Origin of the sequence: Klebsiella sp. 18074, assembly GCF_902705905.1 — a bacterium.
GTDB lineage: Bacteria > Pseudomonadota > Gammaproteobacteria > Enterobacterales > Enterobacteriaceae > Klebsiella > Klebsiella terrigena.
Genome location: NZ_CACSIS010000009.1, coordinates 149,632 through 163,487 on the forward strand (window position 1 = coordinate 149,632; position 13,856 = coordinate 163,487).

A 13,856-nucleotide genomic window follows, 5' to 3' on the forward strand; every position below is an offset into this window, starting at 1 on the left:
AGACAGAACCAGCGCATTTACGCACAATAATCACGCAATTTAGTTAACAAGGTTTAGTATATGAAAGCCTGCATTAACAATCAGCAAATCCGCCATTACAACAAGGGCGTGCTGCTGGAGTATCTGTACCGTAAGAAACGGGCCAGCAAATCGACGCTCGCGCGACTGGCGCAAATTTCGATCCCCGCGGTCAGCAATATCCTCCAGGAGCTGGAAGAAGAAGGACGCGTCGTCAACGTGCAGGACGACCGCCTCACCCGCGGCCATAGCAGCGGCGCTTGGCTTATCGCGCCCGACGGCGACTGGACCCTATGCATGAACATCACGCCAACCAGTATCGAGTGTCAGCTTGGTAACGCCTGCCTGAGCGCGAAAGGTGATGTTGAATACCACGCCATCGACGCCCCGACGCCTCAGGCCCTGCTGGCCGCAATTGAGAAATGCTGGCATCAATACCGCAGAAACTGGCCCAGGCATAAAATCAATCTGGCGCTGGCGGTTCATGGGCAGGTTGATGCGGGAACGGGGGTCTCCCAGACCATGCCACAGGCTCCCTGGAAACAGCCCGTGGAGATGAAATATCTGCTGGAAGAAAAGCTCAACGTTCGCGTAATGGTCGATAACGACTGCGTGATGCTGGCGCTGGCGGAGAAATGGCAAAATGACGGGCAATATCGGGACTTCTGCGTTATCAACGTCGATTACGGTATTGGCTCCTCGTTTGTTATCAACGATCAGGTCTGGCGCGGGAGCCTTTACGGCAGCGGCCAGATTGGCCACACCATTATTAATCCTGACGGCGTAGCCTGCGACTGCGGCCGCTACGGCTGCCTGGAGACCGTGGCCTCCCTCAGCGCGTTACAAAAGCAGGCGCGGATATGGCGTAAAACGCAGCCCGATCCCACGAATAATCCAGAAGCGCAGACCATCGATGCCCTGATTGAAAAATGGCAGCAGGGTGACTCACGCCTGCATACATGGGTGGAAGATTCCGCAAACGCCATCGGGCTCAGCCTCTACAATTTTCTAAATATATTAAATATAAACAATATCTTATTGTATGGCCGCAGCTGCGGATTTGGCGAGGAGTGGCTAAATACCATCATCAGGCAGACCGGCTTTAATCCATTTGATCATCGGGATGCTCCTCGCACTCGCGCCACCCAAATCGGCTTTGGCCAGCTAACCCGGGCGCAGCAGTTGATGGGTATCGGCTATCTGTACATTGAGGAGCAGCTACAAACGCTGCGCTAATCGCGGGCGGCGCGTGGCAGGGAGCAAAATTGTGTATTACGTTTAAAGAACACGTCTTTCATAAGGTGCTGGTTATGAACGCATTACGCTATTTTGATTTTGGTTCCTCGCGCCACGTACTGCTCCTGATTGCACGAATTGCCGTGGTGCTGCTGTATATCATCTTTGGCTACCCTAAGCTGATGGGGTTTAGCGGCACCGTGCAGTATATGGCGTCATCCGGCGCGCCGCTGCCGACGCTGGCGGCCATTATCGCTATCGTGATGGAGGTTCCGGCGGCGATCCTGATTATTCTCGGCTTCTTCACGCGTCCGCTGGCGGTCATTTTTATTTTTTATACGCTGGGCACGGCGGTTATTGGCCATCACTACTGGGATATGTCCGGCGATGCGGTAATGCCGAATATGATTAACTTCTATAAAAACGTCAGCATTGCCGGCGCCTTCCTGCTGCTGGCTATAGTCGGCCCGGGTGCCATCTCCCTCGACCGCCGTTAATCATCGGGCAACAGACGTAAAAAAGGCCGCATTTGCGGCCTTTTATTGTTACCCCTAAACCACCTCCTAGGGAGGTGGTGATTGATCCTGTAAGGCTCTAGCCTGAAGAATGCCCATGCCGGAATATCTCTTCTTACTCACCACAAGTAAAAGGAGACAGACCGACATGGGGCTTTACAGGAGTTCATCACATGTATATTGGCGTTGCAAATACCACATAGTCTGGACGCCTAAGTACCGTTTCAGGATCCTGAAAGATAAGTTGGGCAAGGAACTTTACAGGACAATCTACATTCTCTGCGGAATAAAAGATTGTGAGGTTCTGGAGTTAAATGTTCAGCCAGATCATGTACATCTGGTTGTAATTGTCCCACCGAAAATCTCGATATCAACCCTGATGGGGCATCTGAAAGGCCGCAGCGCTATCAGGCTCTATAATCGTTTTCCACACATAAGAAAGAAGCTATGGGGCAACCATTTTTGGTCCCGTGGTTATTTTGTAGATACGGTGGGAGTGAACGAAGAAATAATCAGGCGATATGTGAGGCATCAGGAGAAAACGGAACAGACACATGAACAGCAGATGGAATTGCTGGAGTAGCAAGCGGAACGTGACAATAGCCCCCCTTACAGGGGGCATTCTCAAAAGCCACCTTCTAAGAAGGTGGTCTTTTACTCGCTTTCAACGGCTAAGCGTTATGCGTAAACCGGGAAGCGGGCGCAGATATCCAGAACTTTACCTTTAACGCGCTCGGTTACCGCTTCGTCATTGATATTGTCCAGAATGTCACACATCCAGCCGGCCAGCTCTTTCACTTCAGCTTCTTTGAAGCCGCGGCGAGTCACCGCCGGAGAACCGATACGGATACCGGAAGTCACAAACGGGCTCTTCGGATCGTTCGGCACGCTGTTTTTGTTCACGGTGATGTTGGCGCGGCCCAGGGCGGCGTCAGCTTCTTTACCGGTCAGGTTCTTATCAACCAGATCCAGCAGGAACAGGTGGTTTTCAGTACCGCCGGAGACCACTTTGTAGCCGCGGTTCAGGAACACTTCCACCATTGCTTTGGCATTCTTAGCGACCTGCTGCTGGTAGACTTTGAACTCAGGCTCCATTGCTTCTTTCAGCGCCACGGCTTTCGCAGCGATAACGTGCATCAGCGGGCCGCCCTGGGCGCTTGGGAAGACGGCAGAATTCAGCTTTTTGTACAGCTCTTCGCTACCGCCTTTCGCCAGGATCAGGCCGCCGCGCGGACCCGCCAGGGTTTTATGGGTAGTGGTGGTCACAACGTGAGCGTGCGGAACCGGGTTCGGATAGACGTCAGCGGCGATCAGGCCGGCCACGTGGGCCATATCAACGAACAGGTAAGCGCCGATGCTGTCGGCGATTTCACGCATTTTTGCCCAGTCAACGACGCCGGAATAGGCAGAGAAGCCGCCGATGATCATTTTCGGCTTGTGGGTCTGCGCCTGCTTCGCCATGTCTTCGTAGTCAATTTTACCGGACTCATCAATACCGTAAGGGATGATGTTGTACAGCTTGCCGGAGAAATTAACCGGGGAGCCGTGAGTCAGGTGGCCGCCCTGCGCGAGGTTCATACCGAGAACGGTATCGCCCGGCTGCAGCAGAGCGGTGTAAACCGCGAAGTTAGCCTGAGAACCGGAGTGCGGCTGCACGTTGGCGTAGTCGGCACCAAACAGCTCTTTTGCGCGATCGATAGCCAGCTGCTCGACGATGTCAACGTATTCGCAGCCGCCGTAGTAGCGCTTGCCCGGATAGCCTTCGGCATATTTGTTGGTCAGCTGAGAACCCTGTGCCTGCATCACGCGCGGGCTGGTGTAGTTCTCGGAGGCGATCAGTTCGATGTGCTCTTCCTGACGTACTTTTTCCTGCTCCATAGCCTGCCACAGTTCGGCATCATAATCGGCAATGTTCATTTCACGCTTTAACATCCGCATCTCCTGCTCAGCTAACAATAGATTACAGCTCTAAATGGGGGCCTTTTTGGGCGACGGGCCACAGTATAACTGAATCGTTCTGTGATAACAGGTCTTGACAAACGATTTTACGCAAACGTTTGGCTCCGCATGACACAAGGCTTTGAGCAATAACACCTCTACGATTATCAACGGATTTCTTTTCAGGTTTGTGATGCAAATTCTTCACGTTGTAACTGTTTTAATGCAGAGTGTTAAAGAACCATTTACATTGCAGGGTTATTTATATAAGATGCATTTGAAATGCATCATTAAGATAATACTAAAGGAAGCTGCTATGCTCGACGCTCAAACCATCGCTACGGTCAAAGCCACCATCCCCCTGCTGGTCGAAACGGGTCCTAAGCTGACCGCCCACTTCTACGATCGCATGTTTGCTCATAACCCCGAACTCAAAGAAATCTTCAATATGAGCAACCAGCGCAACGGCGATCAGCGTGAAGCGCTGTTTAACGCTATTGCTGCCTACGCGAGCAATATCGATAACCTCCCGGCCCTGCTGCCAGCGGTAGAGAAAATCGCGCAGAAGCACACCAGCTTCCAGATCCGTCCGGAGCAGTACAATATCGTCGGCGGCCACCTGCTGGCGACGCTGGATGAAATGTTCAGCCCGGGCCAGGAAGTCCTTGATGCGTGGGGCAAAGCCTACGGCGTGCTGGCAAACGTCTTTATTAATCGCGAAGCCGAAATATATCAGGATAGCGCCAGTAAGACCGGCGGCTGGGAAGGAACCCGCGCGTTCCGCATCGTGAAGAAAACCCCACGCAGCGCGCTGATCACCAGCTTCGAGATGGAGCCGGTGGACGGCCAGCCGGTTGCCGACTATCAGCCGGGCCAGTACCTGGCTATCTGGCTCAAGCCGGAGGCCTTTGAATATCAGGAAATTCGCCAGTACTCCCTGACGCGTAAAGCGGATGGCAAAGGCTATCGCATTGCCGTGAAGCGCGAGAACGGCGGCCAGGTTTCGAACTGGCTGCACAATGCGTCAAGCGAAGGGGACGTTGTGCACCTCGCGGCGCCGGCGGGCGACTTCTTCCTTACCGTTGATGCCGAAACCCCGGTAACGCTGCTCTCCGGCGGCGTCGGCCAGACGCCAATGCTGGCAATGCTGGATTCGCTGGCAAAAGCGCGGCATCCGGCGCAGGTTAACTGGTTCCACGCGGCGGAAAACGGCGAGGTTCACGCCTTTGCCGATGAGGTCAGCGCGCTGGGCGCGGCCCTGCCTAAGTTTGCGTCTCACGTCTGGTATCGCAGCCCAGGCGAAGAGGACCGTCAGGCGGCGCGTTTTAATAGCGAAGGTTTGATGGATTTGACCGCTCAGGCAGAGAGCCTGCGCGACCCGCTGATGCAGTTCTACCTCTGCGGCCCGGTCGCCTTTATGCAGCACGCGGCGAAGCAGCTGGTGGCGCTTGGGGTCAATAGCGAGCGCATTCATTACGAATGCTTTGGCCCGCACAAGGTACTGTAATTGATAACCCTCTCCCCGCAGGGGAGAGGGTTAAAACTTAAATCGCTTCGTCATCTTCTTCGCCGGTACGGATACGGATCACCCGCGCCACGTCAAAGACAAAGATTTTGCCATCGCCGATTTTACCGGTCTGCGCCGTGCGGATAATGGTATCGACGCAGGTATCGACGATATCATCCGTGACCACGATTTCGATTTTCACTTTTGGTAGAAAATCCACCATATACTCCGCACCGCGGTACAGCTCGGTATGGCCCTTCTGACGGCCAAAGCCCTTCACTTCCGTTACCGTCATCCCGGTGATGCCGACTTCCGCCAGCGCTTCACGCACGTCATCCAGCTTGAAAGGTTTAATAATCGCATCAATCTTTTTCATGGTTTTCCTGTCTTAGAGCCTATCCCACTAAGGCTATTTTACTTGCCATTTTGAACCTGGGCAGTGCTCAAACTGCCTGCGACAATAACGCCTACTGGGATAGGCTCTTAGTCGCGTAACCGGTTGCTTACCGTATCATAACTTGCGCTATGGCGCGGAGCTACTCTTTAAAGTCGTTGGCGTCGAGCTCGTGGCGCGACAGCAGTTTATAAAATTCGGTGCGGTTGCGCCCGGCCATTCTGGCCGCGTGCGTCACGTTACCTTTGGTAATTTGCAGCAGCTTGCGCAGGTAGTTCAGCTCAAACTGATTACGCGCCTCAACGAAGGTCGGCAGCGCGGTATTTTCGCCTTCCAGCGCCTGCTCCACCAGCGCATCGCTGATCACCGGCGAGGAGGTCAGCGCCACGCACTGCTCAATCACGTTCACCAGCTGACGCACGTTGCCCGGCCATTTGGCGGCCATCAGCCGCTTCATCGCGTCGGTCGAGAAGGCGCGAACAAACGGCTTATGTCGGTCGGCCGACTGCCGCAGCAGATGGTTAGCAAGAAGCGGAATATCCTCGGTGCGATCGGCGAGAGGCGGGATCTTGAGGTTCACCACGTTCAGGCGATAAAACAGATCTTCGCGAAACTCGCCGCGGGCCATCGCCTTAGGCAGGTCGCGGTGGGTGGCGGAGACGATGCGCACGTCGATATCGATGTCGCGGTTGCTGCCCAGCGGGCGAACCTTGCGCTCCTGCAGGACGCGCAGCAGTTTGACCTGCAGGGCCACCGGCATATCGCCGATCTCATCGAGAAACAGCGTGCCCCCTTCGGCGGCCTGGAACAGCCCTTCCCGATTGCTGACCGCGCCGGTAAAGGCGCCGCGGGCGTGTCCAAACAGCTCAGACTCCAGCAGCTGCTCCGGCAGGGCGCCGCAGTTAATGGCGACAAAGGGCTTCGCGTGGCGCGGGCTGGCGTTATGAATCGCCTGGGCGACGATCTCTTTGCCGGTGCCGCTCTGGCCGTTAATCAGCACGCTGACGTCCGACTGCGCCACCATGCCCGCCTGCTCCAGCAGGCGCTGCATCAGCGGGCTACGGGTCACAATCGCCTGACGCCAGCGCTCATCCGTCGCCGGCGCGCTGTGCTCCAGCGCGTCATCAATGGCTTTGTACAGCGCGTCTTTGTCCACCGGCTTGGTCAGGAAGCTGAACACTCCCTGCTGGGTCGCGGCCACCGCATCAGGAATCGAGCCGTGGGCGGTGAGAATAATCACCGGCATTCCCGGCTGCACCTTCTGGATTTCGGCAAACAGCTGCAGGCCGTCCATTTCATCCATGCGCAAATCGCTGACCACCAGGTCGACCTTATCGCGCCCCAGTACGCGCAGCGCCTCCGGGCCGCTTTCGGCAGTGGTCACGCTGTATCCTTCGCTGACAAGGCGCATCCCCAGCAGCTTCAGCAGCCCTGGATCATCGTCCACCAGCAGCAGGCGCGCGGGTTTACGGCTCGTCATGATTGGCCTCCGGGACTTTATCGCTACCGTGCCCGACGTCAGAATTAAAATTTCCTCCCGGCTTGCGGGTGGAGAGCTGACGCTCGATATCGGTGAGGTTTTCCAGCTTACGCGTGGTGAGCTCCAGCTCGCCGCGCAGCTGCTGCTCCTGCTGGCGCAGCGCGTCGAGTTCGGCATCGCTGGTCTGCTGTAGCTTCGCGTAGCGGGAGCGTTCGTCCACCAGCTGCAGCTGTCGGCTCTGGCCGTCGCGCCAGAGCTGATAAAGCGGGCGCACCTGCACGGCTATTTGCGCGCTGAAGGTGTCCAGGCGAGAAACCAGCTCGCGCCGCTCGTCGGGGGTAATTTTGGCGTCCGCCAGCAAAATGCCGCGCTTAAACGCATCCTGCCAGCGGTCGTCATCGTGCTGCCGGGCTTCCGCCCGCGCCTGCGCCGGAGAAAGGCGATCGGCGCAGTCAATTCCGCGCAGCCAGTAGAGCGGATTTTTGTCGCTGATATCCCCGTTCAGGGACCAGATATCCGCGCACTCAACCGAGAGGAAATCCGCCACCTGGTGCTGCGGCAGCTCGGGCTGCGCTTTGTCGCTTGCCGTGTGCGGTGATAAAGCCGTGGAACATCCGGCCAGCGCCAGGCAGGAAATGCCGGTCAGCAGCCAGACCTTGACGGGACGAACCCATGCGAAAAAGTGGGACATAGTCACCCATTGTTGATTCATGTATTGATTTTTCCCGGCTCAGCGGCGGGAAGCGTGATGCGAAAACAGATAAGCCCGGGTAGATCGTCGACCAGGCTTAGCTCGCCCTGCATTTGTCGAACGCAGTCCCGCGCAATGCTTAACCCGAGGCCGCTGCCTTTTACCGCCCCTTTACGCTGGTGACTTCCCTGATAAAAGGGCTCAAAAATCATTTTTCTTTCCACTGGCGGTATCGGCTCGCCGCTGTTGCTTACGTCGATGCGCACCTGCTCGCCGTGCCGGTAGCTATGAATATGAATGTTACCGGATTCAGCACCATAGTGCACCGCATTGGAGTAGAGATTATCCAGCACACTCGCCAGCAAAGCCGGCTCCGCCTGGCAGAATCGGGCCTCCAGGCTGAGATCCGTGCGCATCAGTTTAGCTCTTGCCGGCAGGCTGTGGGCAGAGACAACGCTTTCGACCAGCTCAGCGAGGTTAACGGTCTCGCGCGCCACCGGGCCGTCGGCCTGTTTACGGTTGTAATCAAGCAGCTGTTCAATCAGCTTTTGCAGGTTGCGGCTGCTGGCGTCGAGGATCTCGACAATCTCCTGCTGCTCGGCGGTCAAAGGCCCGGCAACGCGGTCGGCAAGCAGCTCCGTACCTTCGCGCATGCTGGCTAAGGGCGTTTTCAGCTCATGGGAGAGATGGCGTAAAAACTGATGCCGCTGCGACTCCAGCCAGGCCAGGCGCTCGCTCAGCCAGATGATGCGTTCGCCGACCGAGCGCAGCTCGCGTGGCCCGGTGAACAGCGCCGCGTTATCCAGCGACTTCCCCTCCCCCAGCCGGTTAATCATCTTCTCAATCCCTTTTACCGGGCCGATGATCATTCGGGTAAACAGCAGCACCAGCGCCAGGCTCAGCAGAAACAGTACCAGCGCCTGCCAGCCGAAGAACTGCCCGCGTTCGGCGATCTCCTGCTGCAGCTGCTGCCCGCGCGAATAGACGACCGTTCGGGTGGCCTGCACCATGACGCTGTTGGCCGTAGCGAAGGCTTCCAGGCTCTCAGCCGACTTCCCGTCGGGGCTGCTGTTTTTGCACCTCAGCTGCGCCAGGTCGCTCAAATCCTGGCTCAGGACCTGCCAAATTTTCTCATCCGGCAGCACGCCGGCGTGCGCGTCCAGCATTTCGCTGTAGCGCTGGCGCTGATTTTGATAAACCTTCGCCAGCGTCGGATCGTCCAGCACGCAGTACTGGCGGTAGCTGCGCTCCATTTCCAGCGAAGCGTTAACCATCGCCTCGCTGCGCCGGGCGTCAACCAGGGTGGTGCGGTTAATGTGCGCGGCCTGGGCGCTGAGAGCGTTCAGGCTCTGCCACGCCTGCCAGGCCAGAACCAGCAGCGGTAGCAGGATCAGCACAAAGGAGAGCGTCACCAGCTGGCGCAACGAGCGGGGGAAAAGGGAGAGTCGCTTCAAGTATATAGCCTCAAACATTCGCTTAAGACGATGCTAACCGAGGACGCCGCGGAGTAACAGGTGCAATCAGCAGTTCTGCCGCACGAAAGGCGACGGGTCAGCGGCGAAGATTATCACGCCGATGGCCTGCCATAGAGCGGAAATAATAAAGCCAGGCATTTGCCTGGCTTTATTAAGAAATAAGGCGGTGCCTAACTCGACGTTTCGCCCGATGGCTGATAAAGCAGAGCTATTATCAGGAGTTGGACGGCAGGCACCTTGTTGTGCGTCATTCGAAGTTTATGTAGCGCGTCCCGAAGGGGCTGACATAAGAAGGTGAATGAGCCACTGCATATTATTATGCATGTTCTATGCCACATTACAAAACGTTTTATTAACACAATGAAATATAAATGGTTTCCTATATTTTGGCCCCCTGACGGTGATGTCTGTTTTTTAGACACAGTGTCGCTATTTGGCAACACTTAAACCCTGGATTATAAACAACCTTTAAAATCAAATGGTTAAATGTCTCCTTTTGGAGACACGCCTCCCCGGCGTTTGTCGGTAAATCCCGACACCCTGCAGCGATAGCCATCACAAACAAAAAGGCCCCCCGCTTTCGCGGGAGGCCTTTCAGAACATCAGCCAGGTCTCGGTTTAGCCGAGCTGCTTACGCGCGTTGCGGAAAATACGCATCCACGGGCTGTCCTCGCCCCAGTTTTCCGGGTGCCAGGAGTTTGCCACGCTGCGGAAGACGCGCTCAGGGTGCGGCATCATGATGGTGGCGCGGCCGCTTTCGCTGGTAACGGCGGTAATCCCGTTCGGCGAGCCGTTCGGGTTCGCCGGGTAGCTTTCGGTCACTTTACCGAAGTTATCGACGAAACGCAGCGCGACCAGGCCTTTACTCTCAAGCTGCGCCAGATGCGCGCCGTCGCGAACCTCCACCTGCCCTTCACCGTGAGACACGGCGATAGGCATCATTGAGCCGACCATCCCCTGCAGCAGCAGAGACGGGCTTTGCGTAACTTCAACCAGGCTGAAGCGCGCCTCAAAGCGGTCAGAATAGTTACGTACGAAGCGCGGCCACAGGTCGCTTCCCGGGATCAGCTCCCGCAGGTTGGACATCATCTGACAGCCGTTACACACGCCCAGCGCCAGGGTCTGCGGACGATGGAAGAAGGTCGCAAACTCATCGCGCACGCGGTCGTTGAACAGAATCGATTTCGCCCAGCCTTCGCCCGCCCCCAGCACATCGCCGTAGGAGAAGCCGCCGCAGGCCACCAGCGCCTGGAAGTCGGCAAGGCCGGTACGGCCCGCAAGCAGGTCGCTCATGTGCACGTCAACGGCATCAAAGCCCGCGCGATGGAAGGCCGCGGCCATCTCAACGTGCGAGTTAACGCCCTGCTCGCGCAGTACCGCCACCTTCGGACGCGCGCCGGTCGCAATGTACGGCGCGGCGATATCTTCGTTGATATCGAAAGAGAGCTTAACGTTGAGGCCAGGATCGCTGTCGTTGCTTTTCGCGGCGTGCTCGCTATCGGCACACTCGGGGTTATCGCGCAGACGCTGCATCTGCCAGGTGGTTTCTGCCCACCACATACGCAGCGTAGAACGGCTTTCGCTGAATACCGGGCTGCCGTCGGCGGTGATGACGAAGCGATCGCTCGCCGTTGCCTGGCCCAGGTAGTGGGTGCAATCCGCCAGACCGTGGGAGGCCAGCAGCGATTCAACCGCCTCGCGATCCGCGGCGCGAACCTGAATAACCGCCCCGAGCTCTTCGTTGAACAGCGCCGCCAGGCTATCGTCGCCCAGCGCAGCAATATCCACATCCACGCCGCAGTGGCCGGTAAAGGCCATCTCGGCCAGCGTCACCAGCAGACCGCCATCGGAACGGTCGTGGTATGCCAGCAGCTTACGTTCAGCCACCAGCGCCTGCATTGCGTCCCAGAAGCCTTTCAGCTGCGCGACGTCGCGAACGTCCGCCGGGGTATCGCCCAGTTGGCGATAAACCTGCGCCAGCGCGGTCGCACCCAGCGCGTTGCGGCCGTTGCCTAAATCAATCAGCAGCAGGGCATTGTCTTCGGTCAAGAGCTGTGGCGTCACGGTGCGACGCACGTCTTCCACGCGGGCAAAGGCGGTGATCACCAGCGACAGCGGAGAGGTCATCTCGCGCTGCTCGCTGCCTTCCTGCCAGCGGGTTTTCATCGACATAGAATCTTTGCCGACCGGGATAGTCAGGCCCAGAGCCGGACACAGCTCTTCGCCAACCGCTTTCACCGCTTCGTACAGACCGGCATCTTCGCCCGGGTGTCCGGCCGCTGCCATCCAGTTTGCCGAAAGCTTCACGCGATTCAGCGCACCAATTTGCGTTGCCGCCACGTTGGTCAGCGCTTCCCCGACCGCCAGGCGGGCGGAGGCGGCAAAATCGAGTAATGCCACCGGAGAACGTTCGCCAAGGGCCATCGCTTCGCCGTAGTAGCTATCGAGGCTGGCGGTGGTGACCGCGCAGTTCGCTACCGGGATCTGCCATGGGCCAACCATCTGATCGCGCGCTACCATGCCGGTAACGGTGCGGTCGCCGATGGTGACGAGGAAGGTTTTCTCCGCCACCGCCGGCAGGTGCAGAACGCGATTTACCGCGTCGGCAACGGTCATTCCCTGGCGATTCAGCGCTTCACCTTTGGCCTTCAGGGTCTGCACGTCGCGGGTCATTTTCGGCGTTTTGCCCAACAGCACGTCCAGCGGCAGATCGATCGGCTGGTCGTTGAAATGGCTGTCGCTCATATTCAGATGCAGCTCTTCGGTGGCGTCACCAATCACAGCGTAAGGCGCGCGCTCGCGGCGGCACAGCTCGTCAAACAGCGGCAGCTGGTCCGGCGCCACCGCCAGCACGTAGCGCTCCTGGGATTCGTTACACCAGATTTCCAGCGGGCTCATGCCCGGCTCGTCGCTGAGGATATCACGCAGCTGGAATTTACCGCCGCGGCCGCCGTCGCTCACCAGCTCCGGCATGGCGTTCGAAAGGCCGCCCGCGCCGACGTCGTGGATAAACAGAATCGGGTTAGCGTCGCCCAGCTGCCAGCAGCGGTCAATGACCTCCTGACAGCGGCGCTCCATTTCAGGGTTGTCGCGCTGGACGGAGGCGAAATCGAGATCCGCATCAGACTGACCGGATGCCATAGACGAGGCCGCACCGCCGCCGAGGCCAATGTTCATCGCCGGGCCGCCGAGTACGATAAGCTTCGCCCCAACGATAATTTCGCCTTTCTGGACATGATCGGCGCGGATGTTGCCGATGCCGCCAGCCAGCATGATCGGCTTGTGGTAGCCGCGCAGCTCTTCACCGTTGTGGCTGGTAACCTTTTCTTCATAGGTGCGGAAGTAGCCGTTCAGCGCCGGACGACCAAATTCGTTGTTAAACGCCGCGCCGCCCAGCGGACCGTCGGTCATGATATCCAGCGCGGTCACGATGCGGTCCGGTTTGCCAAAGTCTTCTTCCCACGGCTGTTCAAAGCCAGGGATGCGCAGGTTAGATACCGAGAACCCGACCAGGCCCGCTTTGGGTTTCGCCCCGCGTCCGGTTGCGCCTTCATCGCGGATTTCACCGCCGGAACCGGTCGCTGCGCCCGGCCACGGAGAAATCGCCGTCGGGTGGTTGTGCGTTTCTACCTTCATCAGGATATGCGCCGCTTCCTGATGGTAGTCATAAATCCCGTCCTGATGGCTGGCGAAGAAACGCCCGACCTCTGAACCTTCCATGACCGCGGCGTTGTCTTTGTAAGCGGACAGAACGTAGTCCGGGGTCTTCTCAAAGGTATTTTTGATCATCTTAAACAGCGACTTCGGCTGCTGTTCGCCGTCGATGACCCAATCGGCGTTAAAAATCTTGTGGCGGCAGTGCTCGGAGTTAGCCTGCGCGAACATATACAGTTCGATATCGTTCGGGTTACGGCCCAGCGTTTTGAACGCATCCTGCAGGTAGTCGATTTCGTCGTCCGCCAGCGCTAACCCCAGACGGAGGTTAGCGTCAATGAGCGCCTGACGGCCCTGGCCCAGCAGATCGACGCTGGTGACCGGCTTAGGCTGATGCTGAGCGAACAGCTTCGCGCCCTCTTCCAGCGCGTCGAATACGCTTTCCATCATTCGGTCGTGCAGCTCGTCTGCAACGACGGCCCACTGCTCTGCGCTCAGCGTGCCGGCTTCAACGTAGTACGCTACGCCGCGCTCGAGGCGCACAACCTGTGCCAGGCCGCAGTTATGGGCGATATCGGTAGCTTTAGAAGACCAGGGGGAGATGGTGCCAGGGCGGGGGGTGACGAGCAGTAATTTACCGGTTGGGGTATGGCTACTTAAGCTTGGGCCATACTTGAGCAGTCGTGCCAGCCTCTCGCGATCCTCGCCGCCGAGCGGGGCGTTCAGGTCGGCAAAATGAACATACTCTGCATATATTGTGCTTACCGGTATGTTGGCCGCCTGGAAACGTGCCAGCAGTTTATTGATACGAAATGCCGACAGTGCAGGTGAACCACGCAAAATTTCCATCATAAGTCTCTCGTCTTCGAAGCTTTCAATATGAGCCAGGGGGGAAACGGGCGCTATTATAGTGAATCCTGCGCCCTGACGAAACCGTTTGCGTGGAAA

At 57.6% G+C, this 13,856-nt stretch carries 10 protein-coding genes; 4 read left to right on the forward strand and 6 right to left on the reverse strand.

Features of this window, described 5'->3' with window-relative positions:
* Positions 1–60 precede the first annotated feature (60 nt).
* The 3 genes from GVK32_RS11370 to tnpA all read left to right on the forward strand — a co-directional run bounded on the left by GVK32_RS11370 (position 61) and on the right by tnpA (position 2,352).
* Positions 61–1,254: an ROK family transcriptional regulator gene (locus tag GVK32_RS11370; protein WP_159867965.1), complete on the forward strand. Its 1,194-nt coding sequence runs from the start codon at positions 61–63 to the stop codon at positions 1,252–1,254.
* Positions 1,255–1,328: 74 nt separating this feature from the next.
* Complete coding sequence (locus GVK32_RS11375; protein ID WP_159867968.1) at positions 1,329–1,751, forward strand: DoxX family protein; 423 nt, start codon at positions 1,329–1,331, stop codon at positions 1,749–1,751.
* Positions 1,752–1,917: 166 nt separating this feature from the next.
* Positions 1,918–2,352, forward strand: coding sequence for an IS200/IS605 family transposase (gene tnpA / locus GVK32_RS11380; protein WP_041162689.1), 435 nt, complete (start codon positions 1,918–1,920; stop codon positions 2,350–2,352).
* Between the two features lie 95 nt (positions 2,353–2,447).
* Here tnpA and glyA read toward each other — a convergent pair whose 3' ends face one another.
* Entirely contained in the window at positions 2,448–3,701 is a 1,254-nt protein-coding gene (gene glyA, locus GVK32_RS11385; protein ID WP_041146738.1) for a serine hydroxymethyltransferase, read from the reverse strand.
* Between the two features lie 322 nt (positions 3,702–4,023).
* Between glyA and hmpA the strand changes: the two genes are divergently transcribed.
* On the forward strand, positions 4,024–5,214 hold the full coding sequence (gene hmpA, locus GVK32_RS11390; protein WP_159867971.1) for an NO-inducible flavohemoprotein: 1,191 nt from the start codon (positions 4,024–4,026) through the stop codon (positions 5,212–5,214).
* 37 nt (positions 5,215–5,251) lie between these two features.
* On the opposite strand, the gene glnB is transcribed toward hmpA, so the two are convergent.
* From glnB to purL, 5 genes are all read right to left on the reverse strand, one after another.
* The gene (gene glnB / locus GVK32_RS11395; protein ID WP_041146740.1) at positions 5,252–5,590 is read right to left on the reverse strand and encodes a nitrogen regulatory protein P-II; all 339 of its coding nucleotides are present in this window, start codon (positions 5,588–5,590) and stop codon (positions 5,252–5,254) included.
* 160 nt (positions 5,591–5,750) lie between these two features.
* Positions 5,751–7,088: a two-component system response regulator GlrR gene (glrR, locus tag GVK32_RS11400; RefSeq protein ID WP_115192112.1), complete on the reverse strand. Its 1,338-nt coding sequence runs from the start codon at positions 7,086–7,088 to the stop codon at positions 5,751–5,753.
* The gene (qseG, locus tag GVK32_RS11405; RefSeq protein ID WP_200842867.1) at positions 7,075–7,779 is read right to left on the reverse strand and encodes a two-component system QseEF-associated lipoprotein QseG; all 705 of its coding nucleotides are present in this window, start codon (positions 7,777–7,779) and stop codon (positions 7,075–7,077) included. Before qseG ends, glrR begins: the two co-directional genes overlap by 14 nt.
* A gap of 17 nt (positions 7,780–7,796) precedes the next feature.
* Positions 7,797–9,233 carry a sensor histidine kinase KdpD gene (locus tag GVK32_RS11410; protein WP_159867977.1) on the reverse strand — a complete coding sequence of 479 codons (1,437 nt, stop codon included), beginning with the start codon at positions 9,231–9,233 and terminating at the stop codon, positions 7,797–7,799.
* A gap of 639 nt (positions 9,234–9,872) precedes the next feature.
* On the reverse strand, positions 9,873–13,760 hold the full coding sequence (purL, locus tag GVK32_RS11415) for a phosphoribosylformylglycinamidine synthase (protein WP_159867980.1): 3,888 nt from the start codon (positions 13,758–13,760) through the stop codon (positions 9,873–9,875).
* Between the last annotated feature and the right edge of the window lie 96 nt (positions 13,761–13,856).